This window comes from Rhizobium sp. CAU 1783, from assembly GCF_054551725.1.
Map to the genome: position 1 here is coordinate 563282 of NZ_JBTOLM010000002.1, position 19718 is coordinate 582999.

Annotated in this window: 22 protein-coding genes and 2 tRNA genes; 19 read left to right on the top strand and 5 right to left on the bottom strand. The window is 62.0% G+C overall.

Features of this window, described 5'->3' with window-relative positions; translation table 11 throughout:
- The first annotated feature begins 470 nt into the window (after window positions 1-470).
- Both ACX93L_RS09475 and ACX93L_RS09480 read left to right on the top strand, forming a co-directional pair.
- Complete coding sequence (locus ACX93L_RS09475; RefSeq protein ID WP_459404624.1) at window positions 471-1754, top strand: hypothetical protein; 1284 nt, start codon at window positions 471-473, stop codon at window positions 1752-1754.
- Window positions 1754-2908 carry a hypothetical protein gene (locus tag ACX93L_RS09480; protein ID WP_459404625.1) on the top strand — a complete coding sequence of 385 codons (1155 nt, stop codon included), beginning with the start codon at window positions 1754-1756 and terminating at the stop codon, window positions 2906-2908. The genes ACX93L_RS09475 and ACX93L_RS09480 overlap by 1 nt, the downstream gene beginning before the upstream one ends.
- Here ACX93L_RS09480 and ACX93L_RS09485 read toward each other — a convergent pair.
- Both ACX93L_RS09485 and ACX93L_RS09490 read right to left on the bottom strand, forming a co-directional pair.
- Window positions 2848-3294 carry a recombinase family protein gene (locus tag ACX93L_RS09485; RefSeq protein ID WP_459404626.1) on the bottom strand — a complete coding sequence of 149 codons (447 nt, stop codon included), beginning with the start codon at window positions 3292-3294 and terminating at the stop codon, window positions 2848-2850. The two genes, ACX93L_RS09480 and ACX93L_RS09485, sit on opposite strands and share 61 nt — an antisense overlap.
- 73 nt (window positions 3295-3367) lie before the next feature.
- Window positions 3368-3442 (bottom strand) — tRNA-Thr (locus ACX93L_RS09490).
- Between the two features lie 152 nt (window positions 3443-3594).
- Here ACX93L_RS09490 and ACX93L_RS09495 point away from each other — a divergent pair.
- The 16 genes from ACX93L_RS09495 (at window position 3595) to ACX93L_RS09570 (ending at window position 15451) form a co-directional block, all read left to right on the top strand.
- Window positions 3595-3867 carry a hypothetical protein gene (locus ACX93L_RS09495; protein WP_459404627.1) on the top strand — a complete coding sequence of 91 codons (273 nt, stop codon included), beginning with the start codon at window positions 3595-3597 and terminating at the stop codon, window positions 3865-3867.
- A 124-nt stretch (window positions 3868-3991) separates the two neighbouring features.
- Window positions 3992-5284, top strand: a complete 1293-nt coding sequence (gene murA, locus ACX93L_RS09500; protein WP_459404628.1) for a UDP-N-acetylglucosamine 1-carboxyvinyltransferase — start codon at window positions 3992-3994, stop codon at window positions 5282-5284.
- 156 nt (window positions 5285-5440) lie between these two features.
- Complete coding sequence (locus ACX93L_RS09505; protein WP_459404629.1) at window positions 5441-5878, top strand: DUF2948 family protein; 438 nt, start codon at window positions 5441-5443, stop codon at window positions 5876-5878.
- 51 nt (window positions 5879-5929) lie between these two features.
- Window positions 5930-7228 carry a histidinol dehydrogenase gene (hisD, locus tag ACX93L_RS09510; RefSeq protein ID WP_459404630.1) on the top strand — a complete coding sequence of 433 codons (1299 nt, stop codon included), beginning with the start codon at window positions 5930-5932 and terminating at the stop codon, window positions 7226-7228.
- Window positions 7229-7231: 3 nt separating this feature from the next.
- On the top strand, window positions 7232-7705 hold the full coding sequence (locus tag ACX93L_RS09515) for a UPF0262 family protein (RefSeq protein WP_459404631.1): 474 nt from the start codon (window positions 7232-7234) through the stop codon (window positions 7703-7705).
- A 4-nt stretch (window positions 7706-7709) separates the two neighbouring features.
- Window positions 7710-8177 (top strand): arsenate-mycothiol transferase ArsC, encoded by a 468-nt coding sequence (locus tag ACX93L_RS09520; protein ID WP_459404632.1) that lies wholly within the window; start codon window positions 7710-7712, stop codon window positions 8175-8177.
- Window positions 8178-8310: 133 nt separating this feature from the next.
- A complete protein-coding gene (infA, locus tag ACX93L_RS09525; protein WP_004435948.1) occupies window positions 8311-8529 on the top strand; it encodes a translation initiation factor IF-1 in 219 nt (72 codons plus the stop codon).
- A gap of 34 nt (window positions 8530-8563) precedes the next feature.
- Complete coding sequence (locus tag ACX93L_RS09530) at window positions 8564-9184, top strand: Maf-like protein (RefSeq protein ID WP_459404633.1); 621 nt, start codon at window positions 8564-8566, stop codon at window positions 9182-9184.
- 2 nt (window positions 9185-9186) lie between these two features.
- Window positions 9187-9399 carry a DNA gyrase inhibitor YacG gene (yacG, locus tag ACX93L_RS09535; RefSeq protein WP_459404634.1) on the top strand — a complete coding sequence of 71 codons (213 nt, stop codon included), beginning with the start codon at window positions 9187-9189 and terminating at the stop codon, window positions 9397-9399.
- Window positions 9400-9599: 200 nt separating this feature from the next.
- A tRNA-Phe gene (locus tag ACX93L_RS09540) sits at window positions 9600-9675 on the top strand.
- A 278-nt stretch (window positions 9676-9953) separates the two neighbouring features.
- Entirely contained in the window at window positions 9954-11387 is a 1434-nt protein-coding gene (locus ACX93L_RS09545) for a UbiA family prenyltransferase (protein WP_459404635.1), read from the top strand.
- Window positions 11384-11803, top strand: a complete 420-nt coding sequence (locus tag ACX93L_RS09550; protein ID WP_459404636.1) for a GtrA family protein — start codon at window positions 11384-11386, stop codon at window positions 11801-11803. The genes ACX93L_RS09545 and ACX93L_RS09550 overlap by 4 nt, the downstream gene beginning before the upstream one ends.
- Window positions 11796-13133, top strand: coding sequence for an FAD-binding oxidoreductase (locus ACX93L_RS09555; RefSeq protein ID WP_459404637.1), 1338 nt, complete (start codon window positions 11796-11798; stop codon window positions 13131-13133). The genes ACX93L_RS09550 and ACX93L_RS09555 overlap by 8 nt, the downstream gene beginning before the upstream one ends.
- A gap of 25 nt (window positions 13134-13158) precedes the next feature.
- The gene (locus ACX93L_RS09560) at window positions 13159-13905 is read left to right on the top strand and encodes an SDR family oxidoreductase (protein ID WP_459404638.1); all 747 of its coding nucleotides are present in this window, start codon (window positions 13159-13161) and stop codon (window positions 13903-13905) included.
- Entirely contained in the window at window positions 13905-15095 is a 1191-nt protein-coding gene (locus ACX93L_RS09565) for a hypothetical protein (RefSeq protein ID WP_459404639.1), read from the top strand. Before ACX93L_RS09560 ends, ACX93L_RS09565 begins: the two co-directional genes overlap by 1 nt.
- 101 nt (window positions 15096-15196) lie before the next feature.
- Window positions 15197-15451: a hypothetical protein gene (locus ACX93L_RS09570; RefSeq protein WP_459404640.1), complete on the top strand. Its 255-nt coding sequence runs from the start codon at window positions 15197-15199 to the stop codon at window positions 15449-15451.
- A 118-nt stretch (window positions 15452-15569) separates the two neighbouring features.
- Here the strand turns inward: ACX93L_RS09570 and ACX93L_RS09575 are convergent, their stop codons facing one another.
- Window positions 15570-15836, bottom strand: a complete 267-nt coding sequence (locus tag ACX93L_RS09575; protein WP_459404641.1) for a BON domain-containing protein — start codon at window positions 15834-15836, stop codon at window positions 15570-15572.
- Between the two features lie 243 nt (window positions 15837-16079).
- Between ACX93L_RS09575 and ACX93L_RS09580 the strand changes: the two genes are divergently transcribed.
- The gene (locus ACX93L_RS09580; RefSeq protein ID WP_459404642.1) at window positions 16080-17768 is read left to right on the top strand and encodes an HWE histidine kinase domain-containing protein; all 1689 of its coding nucleotides are present in this window, start codon (window positions 16080-16082) and stop codon (window positions 17766-17768) included.
- Between the two features lie 76 nt (window positions 17769-17844).
- On the opposite strand, the gene ACX93L_RS09585 is transcribed toward ACX93L_RS09580, so the two are convergent.
- Together ACX93L_RS09585 and glgA are read right to left on the bottom strand one after the other, a co-directional pair.
- A complete protein-coding gene (locus ACX93L_RS09585; RefSeq protein ID WP_459404643.1) occupies window positions 17845-18120 on the bottom strand; it encodes a hypothetical protein in 276 nt (91 codons plus the stop codon).
- Between the two features lie 21 nt (window positions 18121-18141).
- On the bottom strand, window positions 18142-19590 hold the full coding sequence (gene glgA / locus ACX93L_RS09590; RefSeq protein ID WP_459405359.1) for a glycogen synthase GlgA: 1449 nt from the start codon (window positions 19588-19590) through the stop codon (window positions 18142-18144).
- Window positions 19591-19718 lie beyond the last annotated feature (128 nt).

Consider the following 19718-nt stretch of genomic DNA (forward strand, 5'->3'; position numbering starts at 1 on the left):
AACGTCTGTGAGATCGGTTTTATCACCGGCAATTTGCCGCAAACGAAGAGGAACCGGACTGGCACCTGGCCGCAACGGATCAGGCCACGCCCGAATGCGTGTTCGGTTCAGCCGGAAGACAAGTACAAAAGGACTGTGCCCAAATCGGCGTGTGCGCGAGAGCACAAGCAACAAACGAGCAGTGGCTCGTGGCCGCAATTCTTTGGTTTTATGAGAAGAAAACTGGTGCTGCTAGATAAATTTGAAGTCAAGCATCCAGCGTGAAATATGCCGGAAACGCTGGCGAAGCGCTAGCGGGTTAATGAGACGTGTGTACCAGCGCTGTGTGCTTCCGTCAATCGTGCACAATGCGGCATGCCCCGGATGCTATCCTTTTTGGTTAGCTATTCAGTGCTCAACCATAGCGGTCCCTATTGCGGTATTCTCCCCTATTGATAGGTTCTGTGCGTTGATTGTGCGGGGAGGGTAACGTGAGCAAAAAATATGAGGCGATCCCGAAGAAGGAAAAAGGTGCTTGGGTAGTGCACCATTCTCAAAAGACGGCTTCGACCCAGAATGCTTCGGCCGAATTCCCTGCCCTCGACGCCGCTGGTAAAGCGTCATCTTTGCTCTCTCAGCTCTCTGCGAGCGAACAGTCGGTGATACCTAAGAACACTGTCGAGGCCTTTGCGAAGGCGGCAGGACTGAATCCGAAGACGGAGCTTCATTCGCTTCTCGACATGCTAAAGCGCCGCAGAGTGGTCGACCTCTCACAGGCTGGGGATGTCTCGGTATTAGGTCTGACAACCAGCGTTACTGTCCAGCACGCCAGCGATATCTTTGATGAACTTGAGCCGAATTCAGAAGAACGCGCCACCATTGTCTTGGCCGATCTAACGTCCATTTGCCCGGTGCTACACACTGAGACGGCAGAATTCATATCCGACGAATTCAAGCTATCTAAGAGCCGGACTTCCGAGTTGCTCGATCGATCCGAGGCAATTGGCTTCGTTGATGGCGAAATGGTGGAAGACCAGAGAACCTACTTTAACGGAAATCTCTTCCGCCGTGACAATCTGAACAAGATCACGAAGGTGCTCGGCTCGTTGTCCAGCGCGGATACCGCCAAAATCACCGAACTCGACGCATTGCTGGAGAGGCGGGGCTGTGTGAGTACAGTTGAAGCGGACAAGATTTTGGGCACGACGCTGTTCGACAAAGTCAGGTCTGCTGGAATGTATGATATCAACCACGTTATGAACCAGACGGGAGAATTCGGATTTGTGACGAAGCCTGCCGCGTTCCACAAATTTAACGATCCAATGGCTGATGACGCCTTCGATCTCGCAAAGGCGTTGGTGGCGGCTTTGACTTATGGGATGACGCTGAGATCTTCAGGCACGGGACGAATTGGAATGATATCGGCATTGCTGAACAAGCTCATTAGCGGCAACGAGATCGGCCCTGCGACTGCCATTGGAGAGGACTATCGAGTTCTGGAGATGAAAGGCGTAATCCAAACTCGTCCCGGATCGCGCTATGGCTATCTGATGAAATTGAAGAAGAGAGATATCGGGCAGATGGCGCTTGCTGTTCTGACGACGGGCGAAGCAGCTTCAACAAATGCTATCGATCGGCCATTCGAGGGTTCCATGTCCGGTTACCAGGGCCCGGAGGCGTCTCGCACCGATTTCAGGCGTAAGAGGCAGACGAAGGAAAGCAAGAAGCTAACCGGTGACATACTCGCGGCGCTGCGAACGGGAGGGGCTTTCTGATGGCGGGGCAGAAAACCGGCCAAAAGGGTGGCGCCGCAGAGGAAGTGCTGAAGGCCTATTTTTGGGCTGCGGGCTATTTTGTCGTTCGCGGCGTGCCGTTCCGACTGGACGGCGAGGATATCACCGACGTTGATCTCTGGCTTTACGAGAGGCCTGCGGCGCTCACTCGACGTAGGCTGATTCTTGACGCGAAGAACAAGAAAGTGCCTCGGGCGGCTGAGCGACTGGTATGGGTAAGAGGCCTTCAGTCTGCCTTGGGCGTGGACGGCTCGATAGTTGCAAGCACCGATAAGCGGCCCAGTTCTAAGCGACTTGCTAAGGCCATGGGAGTTACTCTTTTAGACGGTAACGCCCTCGCAAAGCTGAGTGCTTCCGATAAGCTCTCGTTGGACGGACGGTTGTCCTCGGAGGAATTCGATGCTCTGTTCAAAGCCGTAGATGTTGACCGTGGTTCAAGCGAGTGGAGGGACGCACTCCTAGCTCCTCGCGCCGCAATGCTTTCCAGCTTTGGAATTCATTCGGCCAATACCGCATTGAGGGCAGTCGGCTACTTCGGCGAGCAGGCAATTTTCGCATCGCCCAAATCTCCACAGGCCCAAGTGGCGCTACGCGGCTTCTATTCCACTTGCGCGCTCGCCGCAGTCGCCCTTGACCAAGTGCTCGCAGACCTTGCATTTCGGTCCCGAGATGAGCGCAGGGATGCTCTTGTTAGTGGCATTCGGTACGGCAACACAGATCCTCGCGAAGCTCTCTCCACGGTTCGGGCTGCCGTCGCTTTGATTCGGCAGCACACCACAAATGGGAATGGGTTGGCGAAGATGGTTGAGAGAGGATTCGAAGAGAGGGCCAATCAGGTACCAGCCGAAACGATTGCAGATTATCTGACCCGCGTCTCTAGCGCGGACAGTCTCTTCACGGTTGCGCGCGAGCTAGAGTGGAACGCATACAGTGAGAAGATGGCGCACTTTGATAGCCTCAGCATAGAGGCTCGATCTCTGCTTGGCGTCTTCATGGATTTTCATGATTTGTCTCGTGAGAAGATAGCCGTTGCCGGAATTGCGGGCGCACCGAATACCGCATCCGATTTCAGCACCTATCCGCAGCTTGAGTTCGGCTCCCTCTTTCCTGACGATCCCCCACTGACTGAGGCTTGAGGCACCTTTTGAAAAGCAATAGACACCCCGACGAACAAGGGAGTCTGCGAAATGCGTCCCTCTGCTACGATGCAGTAGACGGTCGAACGAGCCACGTTGAATCGCTTCGCGACCTCAGCGGGCCTATCCCCGGCCTTGATTGCCGCTCTGATGTCATCACCATTTGCGGTAACGGGACGGCCCTTGTAGCGGCCTTCCTCCTTCGCCTTGGCGATACCTTCAAGCTGCCGTTCCTTCCTCAGATCGGTTTCGAACTCAGCAATTGCGCCGAGCATCGTGAAAATTAGCCGTCCTGTGGGGGTGCTGGTGTCGATGTGTTGTTCCGTCACGATGAGATCGACGCCCTTCGCCTGCAGCTCCGTCGTGATGGCATGGCGGTCGGTCAACGATCTGGCCAAGAGGCCAAGCCGATTAACCATCAAGACAAATCCAATATGTTATGCAAATCCAAGGGAAAACTGGTGCTGCTAGAGAGATTTGAACTCTCGGCCTCTCCCTTACCAAGGGAGTGCTCTACCCCTGAGCTATAGCAGCATCCGGCGGGCGAAGCGTGTGTCGCCCGGAACGAGGCGCCTATTGCCACAGCTTCGGGGGGGATGCAAGCCGCAAAACGAACTTCGTCGGAAGAAATCCGTCTCGGCACGCGAACTCTTCCGCAAATCCGGCTTTTCCGCTATCACGCCCGCATGAGCGAAGAACGGAATGAAGAGCGGCCCGCAGCAGGTGCCGGCGATGCCGAGGATCGGCGCACGGCGACGGTTCCGGAGGGTGACCGCGACGCCGCTGCCGATCGCCTGCGACATGCCGATGTCGCGGCCGCCCGGCGCAAGGCGCGGGCGGCTGACAAGCTGCGCGAGAACCTCATGCGGCGCAAGCAGCAGCAGCGCGCCCGCCGCCAGGGGCAGGCCGACGAGGCCGAGGGGCTGCCTGCCGCAAATTCGCCGAATCGCGATGATTAACCGTTGCTGAACGGGGCGAATTGAACCCGCCCGGCTTTTCGTCTAAAGAGCCCACCCGGCCGGGTGGCGGTTTTTCCACCCTTGATCAGGAAAGGCGGGCGCAAAGCCCGTATCGTAGGCGCACATGGATCGTATCAGGATTGTCGGCGGCAACCAGCTTAACGGGGTGATCCCGATCTCCGGCGCCAAGAATGCCGCGCTTCCCCTGATGATCGCCTCGCTGCTGACCAGCGACACGCTGACCCTCGAAAACGTGCCCCATCTCGCCGACGTCGAGCTTCTGCTGCGCATCCTCGGCAACCACGGTGTGGACGTTTCCGTCAACGGCCGGCGCGAGCGCCAGGGCGAGGGCTATTCCCGCACCATTCATTTCACCTGCCGCACCATCGTCGACACGACGGCGCCTTACGAGCTTGTCTCGAAGATGCGCGCCAGCTTCTGGGTCATCGGTCCGCTGCTCGCCCGCGAGGGCAGGGCGCGCGTCTCGTTGCCGGGCGGCTGCGCGATCGGCACGCGTCCGGTCGACCTCTTCATCGAGGGGCTCACCGCGCTCGGCGCGACCATGGAAATCGACGGCGGCTACATCAACGCGACGGCGCCGAAGGGCGGCCTGATCGGTGGCACCTATACCTTCCCGAAGGTTTCCGTCGGCGCGACCCACGTGATGCTGATGGCGGCGTCGCTGGCCCGCGGCACGACCATCATCAACAATGCGGCGCGCGAGCCGGAAGTGGTGGATCTCGCCAACTGCCTGAACGCCATGGGCGCGAAGATTTCCGGTGCCGGCACCGCGACGATCACCATCGAAGGGGTGCACAGCCTGTCAGGCGCGCGCCACCGGGTCCTTCCCGACCGCATCGAGACCGGCACCTATGCCATGGCGGTTGCCATGACCGGCGGCGACGTGACGCTCGAGGGGACCGACGCTGCCCTGCTCGAAACGGCGCTCGAGGCGATCCGCCGCGCCGGCGCCGAAGTGACGAGCACGCCGTCGGGCATCCGCATCGTCGGCCATGGCGAGGCGATCCGTCCGGTCGACGTGGTGACCGAACCCTATCCGGGCTTCCCGACCGACCTGCAGGCCCAGTTCATGGGTCTGATGACGCGCGCCAACGGCGTGTCGCATGTGACCGAGACGATCTTCGAGAACCGTTTCATGCATGTGCAGGAACTCGCCCGCCTCGGCGCCCGCATCACGCTGTCCGGCCAGACGGCGCGGATCGAAGGGGTAAGCCGTCTGCGTGGTGCGCCGGTGATGGCGACCGACCTGCGCGCCTCGGTGTCGCTGGTCATCGCCGGGCTTGCCGCCGAAGGTGAGACCATGGTCTCCCGCGTCTATCATCTCGATCGCGGCTTCGAGCGACTGGAAGAGAAGCTGACGCGCTGCGGCGCTGTGGTCGAACGCATCAGCGATTAAGTGTCCTGTCGATGACAGCGGGCTGCGACCTGTTGCCTATTGCAATGCGGCGACCTATGTCGAATGGATGAAATGTGGCGACGGCGGAGATTGGCGGGCAAACGGCAATCTTCCTGGCGGCACGGATGATCCACCTGCCAACCGGACTGCGGTGACATGACGAGCCTGAAGCTACTTGCCCTTGATCCCGACGATCTTTCGGTCATTTCCGCGCACATGCAGGATGCGGTCTTCAAGGTTGCCGACATGGCCTTCGTGCCTCGATCGGGCCTCTTTACCCTCGCGGTCAATCGGTTCGTCTGGGAGGCAAGCGCCGAAAAGCGCAAGAGCTTCGAGCGCCGCCGCTCGGCTCTTTCCTTCAAGCGTGTCGAGGCGGTCCGCTCGATCGGTTTCGATCGCCGGCGCGGCGACGAGGTGCTCTCGCTGCTGGCCATCCGCTACCGAGTCGAGGGCGAAGGCCCCGAGGGCGTCGTGGAACTTGTCCTGTCGGGCGGCGGCATGATCGCCCTCGACGTTGAATGTATTGAAGCACAGCTTGCAGATACCGGCGGGGCGTGGGAAACCAGCCTGAAGCCCGGTCATCCGGGCGATTGACCGGCGCCGGAGCATAGGCGCTCCGGACCGGGGAAGAGGGAAGTAGGGGACGTGGCGATCTGGTTGGATCAGGCTTCTGAAGGTTTCGGCGAAAAATTTGCGGCCTTCTTGACGACGAAACGCGAAGTGTCGGACGACGTGAACGATGTCGTACGCAAGATAATCGCCGATGTCCGTGAACGGGGCGATGCGGCGCTCTCCGACTACTCCCGCCGTTTCGACGGCATCGATTTTTCGCAAGTACCGATGCGTGTGACGGCAGCCGAAATCGACGCAGCCGCATCCCTCGTCTCGCCGGAGGTTCTGGACGCGTTGCGCCTCGCCGCCGAACGCATCAAGAAACACCATGCCCGCCAGATGCCGAAGGACGACATCTACGAAGATGCGATCGGCGTCGGCCTCGGCTCCCGTTGGACGGCAGTGGAAGCGGTCGGGCTTTACGTTCCGGGCGGCACCGCGAGCTATCCGAGCTCGGTGCTGATGAACGCCGTGCCGGCGAAGGTCGCCGGGGTCGAGCGTATCGTCATGGTGGTGCCGGCGTCGGGTGGTGAGATCAATCCGACGGTTCTCGCGGCTGCGCGGATCGCCGGCGTCGAGGAGATCTACCGGATCGGCGGCGCCCAGGCGGTAGCAGCGCTTGCCTATGGGACAGAGACGATTGCTCCGGTCGCCAAGATCGTCGGACCGGGCAATGCCTATGTGGCCGCCGCCAAGCGCCAGGTCTTCGGGACCGTCGGCATTGACATGATCGCCGGCCCCTCCGAGGTGCTGGTGATCGCCGACCGCAACAACAATCCGGACTGGCTCGCCGCCGATCTTCTGGCCCAGGCCGAGCATGATCCGGGCGCCCAGTCGATCCTGATCACCGATGACGCCGAACTCGGCAAGGCCGTCGAGGCGGCCGTCGAACGGCAGCTCAAGTCGCTCGGCCGCTCGGAAACGGCGACCGCAAGCTGGCGCGATTTCGGCGCCGTCATTCTCGTCAAGTCGCTCGCCGACGCCATCCCGCTTGCCAACCGCATCGCCGCCGAACATCTCGAACTGGCTGTCGATGACCCGGACGCCCTGATGGCTGGCGTTCGCAATGCCGGCGCGATCTTCGTCGGACGTCACACCCCGGAAGTGATCGGCGACTACGTCGGCGGCTCGAACCACGTGCTGCCCACCGCCCGCTCGGCGCGCTTCTCGTCCGGTCTTTCGGTCCTCGATTTCGTCAAGCGCACCTCGATCCTGAGGCTTGGACCGGAGCAGCTGCGCAAGCTTGCTCCGGCGGCGATTGCTCTGGCGAAGAGTGAGGGGCTCGACGCCCATGCGCGCTCGGTCGCGATCCGGCTCAATCTCGAAGGTTGATCGATGGCAAAGGGCGATTTCCGGCTCTGCGATGTTGTGCTCGACGAGACGATCGGTCGCTCGACGCCCGATGTCGAGCATGAACGCGCCGTCGCCATCTTCGATCTGATCGAGGAAAACACCTTCGAGCCGGTCGGCCATTCCGGCGGCCCCTACAAGCTGCTCCTGTCGCTGGTCGACAGTAAGCTGGTCTTCTCGATCCGAACCGAGGGCGATGATGCGGTTGCAACCCATATCCTGTCGCTGACCCCCTTCCGCCGGATCATCAAGGACTACTTCATGATCTGCGAGAGCTACTACGAGGCGATCCGTTCCTCGACGCCGTCGCAGATCGAGGCGATCGACATGGGACGCCGCGGCATTCACAACGAGGGCTCGCAGACGCTGATGGACCGCCTGTCGGGCAAGATCAAGCTCGACTTCGACACCGCGCGCCGGCTGTTCACACTGGTCTGCGTCCTCTATTGGCGCGGCTGACCCGATGACCGCGGAGGAGGAGTTCGGCACCGAGGGGCGTTTGCCGGGGTCGATCCTGTTCGTCTGCGGCATGAATGCGATCCGTTCGCCGATGGCGGAAGTGATCGCTCGAGATTGCCTGCCGCCGGGCACCTATGTGGCCTCGGCCGGGGTGAGGGCGGGGGAACGCGACCCCTTCGTCGATGCCGTGCTCGACGAGATCGGTCTTACCCTCGGCAGGCGCCAGCCGCAGACCCTGGACGATCTGGAGGACGACTATTTCGACATGGTCGTGACGCTCGCACCCGAGGCACATCACGCGGCCCTCGAACTCACCCGCTCCTCCGCCGTCGAAGTGGTCTATTGGCCGATGCCCGATCCGACGGTCGCAACCGGCACGCGCGAGCAGATTCTCAGCGCCTATCGGGAGGTCCGTGACCGGTTGAAGCGCCTGATCGTCGACCGACTTGCGAAACGCGGCGAAAGAGCATAGTTCGCGCATCGAAACAAATTCGAAAAGCCCGATCTACAAGGTTCACAAATCCTTGGTGATTGTGTAGTTTCCGCCCACATTTTCGGGGCGCATAGGCGCATTCCGACCAACTCCTGAGAAAGACAATCGCTCAATGGCAAAAGAAGAAGTCCTCGAATTTCCCGGCGTCGTCACGGAATTGCTTCCCAATGCGACGTTCCGGGTCAAGCTGGAAAACGAGCACGAGATCATCGCCCACACGGCCGGCCGCATGCGCAAGAACCGCATCCGCGTTCTCGCAGGTGACAAGGTCCTGGTGGAAATGACCCCTTACGACCTGACCAAGGGCCGCATCACCTATCGCTTCAAGTAATCGCCGGCTGTCGACGAGCGCAGCGAGAGGGCCGATGGAACTGAGACAGAAGCTGATTTTGGCCTCCGGGTCGCCGCGCCGCCTCGACCTGTTCAAGCAGGTCGGCATTGAGCCCGCGCGCCTGATGCCGATGGATCTCGACGAGACGCCGAAGAAATCCGAGCATCCGCGTTCGCTTGCCCGCCGCCTGTCGAGCGACAAGGCGCGCGCCGCCTATGGCGAAATCCGTCGTGATCCGGCCTGGAACGATAGCTTCATCGTGGCCGCCGATACCGTGGTCGCGGTTGGACGCCGCATCCTTCCCAAGGCCGAATATCTGGAGGAGGCTTCCTCCGCGCTGCATCTGCTGTCGGGCCGCAGCCACTGGGTTTTTACCGGTGTCTGCCTGATCACCCCCGAGGGCACGCTACGCCAGAAGGTCGTTGAGACCAAGGTGCGCTTCAAGCGGCTCTCCGGTCTCGACATCGAAAGCTATCTCGCCTCCGGCCAGTGGCGTGGCAAGGCAGGCGCCTACGCGATCCAGGGCATTGCCGGCTCGTTCGTCCAGAAGCTCGTCGGCTCCTACACCAACGTCGTCGGGCTGCCGCTCTTCGAGACCTTGCAGATGCTGCAGGGCGAGGGCTTCCGCGTCCAGTCCGGCTGGACGGAGGGTTGAGAATGGCCGCCGACGAAAGCGGCCGAGGCGCCAAGATCGAGCCCCTGCGCAAGACGCGGCCCTGCCCGGAATGCAAACGCCCCTCGCAGCGCGAGCACTACCCGTTCTGCTCGGATCGCTGCCGCAACCTGGATCTCTCCCGCTGGCTGAAGGGATCCTATGCGATCCCGGTGACGGAGGACGAATCCAGGGCCGATGAAGACGGCCGCGATTGAACTTACCGCCCGTCGTCGCCCGGGCGTTCTCGGAACCCGTTCTTTTGATTGGTTTTTTTCATTGTTTTGCAAAGCTGTCAAAAAAGTGCCGAAAGGCGCTGGACATGCCGAAACAAGATGCTATAACGCCCTCGCTTCCGGGGGATACTTCTCCCCCGCCGGTCGGAAACTCCGCCGGACGGCTTTGAAAAAGGCCTGATGCCCGGATAGCTCAGTTGGTAGAGCAGCGGATTGAAAATCCGCGTGTCGGTGGTTCAAATCCGCCTCCGGGCACCATTTTTCTTCAAGAAATGCTATCTTGATTTTCTGCTGTGCCGCAGCTTCCCCTTGCTGTCTGCGGTCTTCCCATTCGATCGGCCTGCTTCCCTACCGTCGAATTCGCCCTGGCGTTCCTGCTATGGGCAACCGAATGAACGATCACGACAAGCGCCGGATCGCAACGGATCCGGGCCGCCCTCGTTTGCCGCGCGGTTTAACCATGGCGGGCGGATTTGTTTGCGTCGCACACAGGAAAAGGGAATGAATGCGGTGGAAGGCAAGTGGGGCAAGGTGGAATGGCAGATGACGTGGTTCTTGCGGTTGATCTCGATCGGACCCTGATCAAATCGGATATCCTCTACGAGTCCTTCTGGGCGCTGGCCGCTGCCAGCATCTGGCGCGTCTCCATTGCCCTGTTGGCCCTCCTTCGTGGCAAGGCCGCCTTCAAGGCGAGCCTGTCGCGCCACGCTGTGGTCGACCCCGTGACGCTCAAATACAATCAGGCGGTCATCGATTATGTGCGCCACTGGCGTGATGCCGGCGGACGCACTGTGTTGGTCACAGCGACGGACCAGCGCGTCGCGAGCGCGATTGCCGAACATCTCGGCCTTTTCGACGAGGTCCATGGCTCCGATGGGACACGGAACCTGAAGGGGAGCGCGAAGGCGGCGTTCTTGACGGACAGGTTCGGCGCCGGCAACTTCGATTATGTCGGGGATTCGAGTGCCGATCTGCCGGTTTGGCAGGCTGCGCGGCGTGCCTTGAGCGTTGGTGTCCCGTCCTCGCTGGCGCGAAGGATCACCAGCCGTTCGGGAGACGTGGAGGCGTTGGTTCTGCCGACATTCGAGCCACGGGTCTACCTGCGGGCGCTTCGCCCCCACCAGTGGCTGAAGAACCTGCTGGTCTTTCTGCCGCTTGTCGCCGCCCATGCGCATTCGGTGTCCGCCTGGCTGGCCGCCGGCCTCGCCTTCGTCTCCTTCTCGCTCGTTGCATCGGGCGTCTATCTGCTGAACGACCTGTTGGATCTCGCCGCCGATCGGGCTCATCCCCGCAAGCGCAATCGCCCGCTCGCCTCCGGCGCAGTTCCACTGGAACACGGCACGTTGCTCGCACCTCTCCTGTTCCTCGGCGGCATTGCAGTCGGTGCGCTGACCGGTCGGATCGAGTTCCTTGGCGTGCTGTTTCTCTACATGGTCGTCACCATGGCCTATTCGCTTCATTTGAAGCGTCGGCCGGTGATCGACATCTGCGTCCTTGCCGGACTTTACACCGTGCGCGTTCTGGCCGGAGCGGCAGCCGCCGACATTCCGCTTTCAGTCTGGCTTCTGGCGTTTTCGATCTTCCTGTTCCTGTCGCTCGCAGCGGTCAAGCGGCAGGCCGAGTTGGTGGACGTGATGAAGTCAGGCCGCCTTTCGGCCTCGGGACGCGGCTATCATGCCGAGGATCTGCCGATCGTGACCATGATGGCGATTGCCGCCGGGTATGTCTCGGTGCTCGTCATGGCACTCTATCTCGACAGTATGGCCGTCGGTGAACTTTATGCGCATCCGCTCCTGCTCTGGGGTGTCTGCCCGGTGCTGCTCTACTGGATCAGCAGGATGGCCCTGATCGCCCATCGCGGTGGCATGCATGATGACCCGATCGTTTTTGCCGTCCGCGACCAGACCAGCCGCTTCTGCGGCGTGGCTGTGCTTCTCGTCGTTCTGGCGGCAACGGTGAAGATCGCATGAGCACGCCAAGCCTGATCCTGCGCTATGTCGCGTTCGCCCTGATCGCGACCCTGATCAATCTCGCGACACAACGCCTCGTGCTGGCTGTCCTGCCGCCGGATGCCGTCGGCTTCACTCTGGCGTTGCTTGCCGGCACGGCGACCGGTCTCGTGGCAAAATACTGGCTCGACAAGAACTGGATTTTCTTCGACACCTCCGCCGGCATGGCGGCCCACGGCAGGAAATTCGGCCTCTACACCGTCATGGGCATCGTCACCACGCTGATATTCTGGGGGATGGAAACGGGCTTCTGGCTCGCATGGCGCACGGAGGCCATGCGTGAGGTCGGTGCCCTCGTCGGTCTCGGCATCGGCTATGTCGTGAAGTACCATCTCGACCGCCGCTTTGTGTTCGAGGACAGGCGCAGCCATGACTAGTACCGAACTTCTGTCGGGTTGGGGCCGATATCCCACTGCCGATTGCCGGGTCGAGCGGCCTCGAACCGAAGCGGCGCTGAAGGCCGTCGTCGCATCGGGCTCCGTCATGATCGCGAGAGGCAACGGCCGGGCTTATGGGGACAGCGCCCTGAACCGGGATGCGACGCTCGACATGACGGGCTTCGATCACATGCTGGATTTTGACTCGCAGACCGGCGTGCTGACGGTGGAAGCCGGTGTGCTGCTCGGTGACATCGTCGAGGCCTTCCTGCCGCGCGGTTGGTTCCCGCCGGTCACGCCCGGTACCAAGTTCGTCACGGTCGGCGGTATGATTGCGGCCGACGTGCATGGCAAGAACCACCATCGCGACGGTTCCTTCGGTGGCTTCGTCGCGTGGTTCGATCTGCTCTGCGCTGATGGCGCGGTGCGGCGCTGTTCCGCTGATGACAATGCCGATCTCTTCCGTTTCACGATCGGCGGCATGGGCCTGACCGGCGTCATCCTGAGAGCCGCCTTCCGCCTTATTCCTGTAGAGACCGCCTGGATCCGCCAGAAGATGCTTCCCGCCGCGGGCCTCGATCAGGCGATCGCCCATTTCGAGGAGGCGAGCGAATGGACCTATTCCGTCGCCTGGATCGATTGCCTGGCCACCGGCACCAATCTGGGGCGGTCTCTGGTGATGCTCGGCGAGCATGCCCGATTGGCGGACCTTGATTTCCGGCGCCGTGCCGCACCCTTCGCCACGCCGCCGAAGCGCAGGCTGACAGTGCCGGTCGATGCGCCCGGTTTTGCGCTCAATCGCTATGCGGTCCGTGCCTTCAACGCCCTCTATTATCGGAAAGGCAAGGCAAGTCCGGGCATGAGTCTTGTCGATTGGGACAGCTACTTCTACCCGCTGGACGCCATTCACGGCTGGAACCGCATTTACGGCCGCCGCGGCTTTGCGCAGTTCCAGTGCGTCATTCCGCTCGCCTCGGCGCGTGCCGGCATGGCCGAACTGCTCCGCACGATCTCCGCGGCCGGTCAGGGATCGTTTCTCGCCGTGCTGAAGCGCCTTGGTCCTCAGGCGAGCGCCTTTTCCTTTCCCATGGAAGGTTACACGCTGGCACTCGATTTCCCCGTCGGCACCGCGAACCTGGCTCTCCTCGAGCGGTTGGATGCGATCACGCTCGATCACGGGGGGCGCTTCTATCTGGCGAAGGATGCGCGGATGAGCGCCTCGACCTTCGAAAAGGCGGATGGCCGGATCGCAGACATGCGGGCTTTCCGGCGGGCCGCCGGGGCGGACAGCCACTTCGCCTCCCTCCAATCCATGCGTCTTGGCCTTTAGCCACCAGACACTTCCGGGGATTTGAATGACCACTGACAAGAGTACATTGCTGGTGATTGGCGGCTCATCCGACATGGCAAGGGCGACTGCCATCGCTTTTGCCGGAAAGGGCTGGCACGTAGTCCTCGCGGGGCGCGACCGAGACGCGCTCGAGGCACAGGCCCGCGATCTTGCGTTGCGGGCTCCAGCGGGCTCCGCCGTTGCCGCGACGCTCGACATCCTCGACACACCGAGTTTTACCGGATTTCTCGACGGGCTCGGCGTCCTTCCGCAGGCCGTGCTCTGTGCCGTGGGCACACTCGGTGACCAGGCCGTCAGCGAACGGGATCCGGCCGAGGCCCAGCGGGTGATGCGCACGAATTTTGAGGGTCCGAGCCTCCTGCTTGGGCTGATCGCGGAACGTTTCGAGCAGCGTGGAAGCGGCACGATCATCGGCATTTCGTCCGTCGCAGGGGATCGTGGCCGCGCCTCGAACTATGTCTACGGCGCCGCCAAGGCGGGCTTTACGGGCTTTCTCTCCGGTCTTCGCAATCGGCTTTTTGCCAAGGGCGTCCGCGTCATTACCGTCAAGCCGGGATTTGTGCGGACCCGAATGACCGAGGGCATGGCTCTGCCCGGCGCCCTGACGGCTGCCCCGTCCGAAGTGGCCGAAACCATCGTCCGGGCCGTCGAGCGCGGAAAGGATGTCGTCTATGTCCGCTGGATGTGGCGCTGGATTATGCTGATCATTACCGCCCTTCCGGAATTCCTGTTCAAGCGAACGAAACTCTGATGATCGGTTCCTTCTTTCTCCGCCAGCGCAACGGCCGGGTCCTCGGCGCCACATACTTCCTGGCGACGAGCTTGCTGCTCGCCAATCTCCTGCGCGACATGCTTACGGGAGGCAACTCCTGGAAGCAGGCGGACTGGCTGGTCAACAGCGAGGAAGTCTTCGTCCGCCGCGGTCTCTTCGGCTCCGGGCTGTTGCGCCTTTCCGATCTTTTGGCGCTGAAGCCGCTGTTGCTGGTCGGCGCGCTTCAGGCGATCCTGATGCTTGCGCTGATCGGGGCGACCATCGTCGCAGCCCGCCGGTCCGGTCTGACCGATCGCGTGCTCCTGCTTCTTCTTTCCCCTGGTTTCTTCGTCCTGTTCTGGGCAGCCGATCCGCAGGGTAGCCTGCGCAAGGAGATGATCGTCTATCTTGCTCTTGCGACCCTGGCGCTGGCTGCGACGGGCGTCTGGAAACGTGCATTGGCAATTCCGCTGTCGATAGTCCTGATGGGTGTCGCAGTGCTCGCCCACGAAGGAATGATCTTCTTCTTGCCGGCCTTCCTCGCCGCACTCCACTTCACCTTTGCGGACGAGAGGGACGGCGGCCCCGGGTTGCGATGGAGGATCAGCCTCTATCTGACGATCTCGGTTGCCCTTGCGATACCTTTCCTCGTCAATCTCACGGCAACCAGGCTTTCGGACGTGGCCCCGGTCTGCGAACCGCTTCTGCGGCGGGGCTTTCCCGTTCAGTTTTGTGATGGTTCGGTGGAGGCGCTGACCCACGCGCTCAGCTACGAGATGGGCCTCTCCGCCGAAATCGTCGCGGCCAACGGTCTCCTCTGGCTGGCGCCTTCCGTGCTCTTCGCCTTTGCCGGTCTCGCGACCTACCTTGCCGATGGTCGCAACACCAACTGGCGGCTGGCGGCATTGCTGCTGGTCATCGGTCTGCCGTTCCTGCCACTTTACGTGGTCGCGATCGACTGGGGGCGCTGGCTCGACTTCCATGTGACATCGGCGACCTTCGTCTTGCTCATCATGCGCGCTTCGGGTCACGCCCCCGAACCCGCACGGTCGCTCGACGAGCGGCTGCGCAAGCTCCTTATCCTCGGCTCCCTTGTCTTCGGCTTCAGCCACATGGGGGCCGATGCGCGGCAGGGCGGGTTCTTGGCCAAGATCTTCAATGCGATGATCGGGTTCTTTGTCCGCGCCTAGACAGGCCTCCAGTATCTTGAATTGAGGCTCCCCCGAAATTCTTCTGCAGGTCGGGAACCTTCCGGCCGCCCGCGCGTTTTTCGGATCAGGAGGAGTTCGTCATGACAGAGGTATTCTGCGATATCCTACCGCATGCGAGAGGCTGGGTTTTCATTTCCGGAGGCGTGCGGTCGCCGTCCTATCCGAGTTACCATCTGGCCGTAGAGGCTGCCCGGCGGCATCTGGACGACGTCGGTGGAGGCAACGCGTCGACGGTTCTGCGACAGCAGGATCTCAAGGGCCGCATGTTGAAGATCACGGCGTTGGCCGAATCTTACCAGCCGACGGGTCTGCGGGGCGTCGGGGACTCACGCTGAACGACGTTCTGGCATGCCCGCGCGAAAACGCTGGTTCGACGACATACCACTTCCGGGCAGGGCAGAAACTTCCCTTCCCGGAACGAAACCTTATGAGACAGCAAGAGCGGCTTCGATGTCAGTCGACATGCAGATCGTGCGTGATCCGTTCTACGCCCGGGATAGCGAGCGTTATCTCGAGCGCACGGTCGATTTCCTCTTGGGTCGACAGGCTCCCGGACAGGAATATCGTATTCTCCGAGGCGGTCACGGTGATGCGTGTGGCATCAATCCCTTGCGAAACGGCAAGCGCCCGGGCGACTGCCGTTTCCAGCGGTTCCTCGTTTCGGTTTTCGGTTTCCACGACCGGTGGCTCCCCGTGAAAGCTCTGTGGTTTGAAAATCATGGGCCTCTCCTCTCCGGCTTGATGCCTCAGAACGCGCCAGCCGGGATTTGGTTCACAGCCGCCCGAAATATTTCTGCTTCGCCGCCGAGGGCACGAAACGTCTGTTCCAGTCGCAACCGGTTGGCAGGGGGATTAAGCTGCGTTATCAATCGTGGAGACAACATCGGGAATTGGAAGGGCGGCCAATGACATCCGGCGACGGTTATCCCTTGTCCACGGTTCCGGCCCGGGCTGCAGGCGCAGATGGATAGGCTTTCACGTCTGTTCCCGACCGCCTCGCTCGGCGTCTATCTGGTGGCGATGGCGATCCTTGCCATGTTGCCGCTGCTCATCTTCGTCGTATTCCTGCTGAGCGAACTCGAGCGCAGCGAATACGATGCCTTGCGGCGGGAAGCCGCGCAGGACGCCCAGACGATCGGACGCAATGTCGAGCGCGAACTGGAAGACATGTCCACCACCCTTCGGCTGCTCGGAGGAGCCGCCGAACTGGCGGCTGGCGACCTCGCGGCCTTCCATGAACGGACCGCTTCGAGCCTGGGCGCGGGATCGCTCTATGTCCTGCTCGTCGACCGCGACGGCACGCAGCGGCTCAACACCCGCGTGCCCTTCGGCACGCCTCTGCGCCGAATGTCCGATATCGCCACGCTGGAAAAGGTGCTCGGCACCGGCGAGACCCAGGCCTCCGGTGTCTTCTTCGGTGCGACCAGCCAGCAATGGGTTTTCAACGTCATAATGCCGCTTCCGAAAGAGCTCGCCGCCTCCGGCTCAGCCCTTGTGCTGACCCAGAATGCCGGTGACCTGGCCGGTTTGACGGCCACCGACATCCTGCCGCCCGGCTGGTCGGCGGCCATCATCGATGCCGAGGGCAAGGTCATCGTCTCCAGCGGCCCGGAAAATATGGCGTCCGGTTTGTCCTATCCGGACGATCTTCGCGGCCTGATTGTCGGCTCGAACAGCAGTGCGGTCTCCGGTCATGGTGGGCAGGAGATCATGATGGGGTATGCCCGGGTGGCGGATTGGCCCTGGCGCGTGGCCGTCTGGGGACCGGTCGCCTCCGCGCAGGCCACCCTCGCCAGCACCTGGCAGAATTTCCTCTACGGCAGTCTCGTGCTTCTTGCCCTCAGCCTCGCCATCGTGCTTGCCGCCGCCCATCAGTTGCGACGCTCGATCCGCCAGATCGCCGGCATGGCGGAGCGGATCGGCCGCGGCGAGATCGTGTCGCCGGAGCTCACCAAGGTGATCGAGGCCAATCAGGTCGCCGTCGCGCTGTCCAATGCGTCCTTCGACCGCGCCGAGGCGGAAGAGAGGGTCCACTTCATCCTGCAGGAACTTGTCCATCGCACCAAGAACATCCTCTCGCTGGTCCAGGCCATGATCCGCCAGCTGGCCCGTGGAACGGACAGCGTCGATGAATTGCAGAAGGCTGTCGGCGGGCGTCTTGCCGGGCTTGCCCAGTCGATCGAGGCGCTGGCGAAGCAGCAATGGGGCGGTATTCCTCTCTCGTCCATGATCGAGATGCAGCTTTCGACGGTAACGGGATCGACCGGACGGGTGGAATTGCGCGGAAAGGATTTCCTCGCCAATGCCAACGCGGTGCAGAACCTCGGGCTGGTCTTCTACGAGCTAGCCACCAACTCCGTGAAATACGGCGCGCTGTCCGCACCCGAAGGCCGCATTCTGATCGAATGGCAGGTCCTTCAGGCGGATGATCCCGAGGACACGGCCGCGCTCAGGCTGAGCTGGTCGGAGAGTGGTGGCCCGCCGGTTGTCGAACCACGCCGCCGGGGCTTCGGCTCCACGGTGATCGAACGCCACGCCGCGGCCGCGTTCGGCGGCAAGGTGGCCGTCGATTTCGACAGCCGCGGCCTGCGCTGGGTGCTGACGGCACCCCTCGCGGCCTTCGAAAATCCGAATGTTCATGGCGAGCAGTAGCCCGGCCCGGCATGCTGATCGAGGCTGCGTCCGCTACCCCCTAGCTTCATGACGGCCCCCGGCGTGCTTGCCGGTGTCAGCTTCGCATCCGCGCCATGCCGGCGGCTCGCTCGCGGGCTTGCGCGAGAATTGTGCGGATCTCTTCCGACTTTTCGGCGCCGCGTGCAAAACCGGCCGAGGGTGTTGCCCCCGGATCTTCCGACCCATCCCCGGACAAAAGTTCTTGTTCGAGGTTCTGCACTGTTCGCGACACGCTTTCCGGATCGAGCAAGGCTGCTGCGAGCAGGGCCACAAGCAGCTCCCGGTGCGCATTGAGCTTGCCTTCGATCTCCTGGAGGGCGGTTTGGGTCATGGCGGTCTCCTCCTTTCGGTGTTACCCGTCGGTAGCGGCTGCCTTGACAAGACCGGCATAGACCGCCGCGTAGCTCGACGCACTTCGGTCCCAGGAATAGTCGGCACGCATCGCCTGTGACTGCATCCTCGTCCATTTTCGCTTGTCGCGATAGGCCTGGCATGCCCGTCGGATGGCGTGGCGCAGTCCGTCCGAATGGACTGGATGGAACTGGAAGCCGGTGGCGACACGCGCCGAAACCGCCGCATCATTGGCGTCGATGATGGTCTCGGAGAGCCCGCCGGTGCGCGAGACGACGGGAATGCAGCCGTAGCGCAGCCCGTAGAGTTGCGTCAGCCCGCAAGGCTCGAAGCGGGAAGGCTGGATGATGGCGTCGGAGCCGCCGTGGATCAGGTGGGCCGTCGCTTCGTCATAGCCGATGGAGACTGCCATGAGACCCGGATGGTGTGAGGCCTTGGCGGTCAGCGCCTGCTCGATGTCGTGGTCACCCTGACCCAGAACGATCAGCCGTCCGTCGGCCGCGAAGACCTCGTCGACGACATCCGCCAGCATGTCCATGCCCTTCTGCCAGGTCAGGCGGCTGACGACCGAGAAGAGCGGACCCTTGCCGTCCGTGAGGCCAAACCGATCGAGGAGCACTTCCCTGTTCCGTTTCTTGTTGCCGGGCGATCTTGCATCGTACGGAAAGGGAAGAGCGGGATCGCTTGCCGGATCCCAGACATCGGTGTCGATCCCGTTGACGATCCCCTGAAGGCGGTCGAGCTTGCTGCGCAGCACGCCATCCAGCCCCATCCCGAAGCGTCTTGACAGGATTTCGCGTGCATATGTCGGACTGACCACAGTGATATGGTCGGCAGTTGCCAGGCCGCCCTTGAGGAAACTGACATCACCATAATATTCCATGCATTCCGGCGTGTACGCATCCGGCGGTAGCCCGATTTCCGGCAGGATCGCGGGGGAGAACTGCCCCTGGAAAGCAATGTTGTGGATCGTCAGGACCACCGGTAGTCGGCAGTCCATGCTGCGCATGTAGACCGAGGTCAATGCAGTCTGCCAGTCATGGGTGTGCACGAGGTCAGGTTGCCAGCCGGGCAGGACGCCCGCGGCAATCTCGGCCGCCGCTAGGGAGAGGACGGCAAACCTTTTCCAGTTGTCGGGGTGATCGTTGCCATCCTGGTCGACGTAGGGCCCGCCGCCCCGCTCGTAGAGTGCCGGCGCGTCCAGCACAAGGAGACTGAGATCTTCGACCAGGAGGTGACGAAGGGTTGCCCGTTCGCCGAGAAGGTTGTCGAATTCCATCAGGGGCGGGCACAGGCGCGCGGCCGTCAGGAGCGCAGGATACCCGGGAACCAGCGTGTGCGTCTCGATGTCGAATCCGGCCAGTGCCTTCGGCAGTGCGCCGGTCACATCCGCAAGGCCGCCGGTCTTGATCAAGGGATAGATCTCGGAAGTCGCAGCCAGGACCCTGATCTGCGGTCTCGCGGCGATTCTATTTGTATTTGCAGGGCGGGTGACCAAGGGCGTGACGGTTTCCCGCACACGCTGAAGAAGGTGAAGCCTTTGATAGGCCGGAGAGAGCCTCAAGGTGCCCATCAGCC